This is a genomic window from Thermus aquaticus (assembly GCF_001280255.1).
Classification (GTDB): Bacteria; Deinococcota; Deinococci; order Deinococcales; family Thermaceae; genus Thermus; species Thermus aquaticus.
This window is the reverse complement of the sequence record NZ_LHCI01000054.1, coordinates 1-445: the sequence shown is the minus strand read 5'-3', so window position 1 is coordinate 445 and position 445 is coordinate 1. Positions and strand designations below refer to the sequence as shown.

At 72.1% G+C, this 445-nt stretch carries 1 protein-coding gene; it reads left to right on the top strand.

Annotation, left to right across the window (positions count from 1 at the left end; genetic code table 11):
* Window positions 1-445, top strand: a 445-nt coding sequence (cas6, locus tag BVI061214_RS00330) for a CRISPR system precrRNA processing endoribonuclease RAMP protein Cas6 (protein WP_248841678.1), incomplete at both ends; no start/stop codon positions are given.

The window sequence follows — 445 nt, the reverse complement described above, 5'->3', positions numbered from 1 at the left end:
GGGGGGCGGGGGGGGGCGCCGGGGCGGCCCCTCCGGGGTCCGGGCGGTGTGGCGGGGGGCCCCCCCCGGGGCGGCCCCCCCCCCCTCCGCCCGCCTCTTCCAGGGGCCCCATAGCCCCAATCTGCCCCTAAGGTTTTATAGCCCCACCTTCTTCCGCCGCAAGGGGGTGCAGTATCCCCTGCCCGAGCCCCGCTTGGTCTTGGAGAGCCTCCTGAGGAGGCTCGAGGCCTTTGGCCCTTTGAAGGCGCCCCAACAGGTCCGGGAGGCCCTTCTGGAGAGGACCACGGTCCGCTTCCTGGAGGGGAGGACCCAGATGGCCAGGACGGAGGTGGACACCGTGGGCTTTGTGGGCAAGGTGGTCTACCACCTGCCCAAGGCCACGGAGGAGGAGGCCCTTTGGCTTTCCGCCCCGGGCCGCTACGCCTTTTTTAGCGGCGTGGGGGCC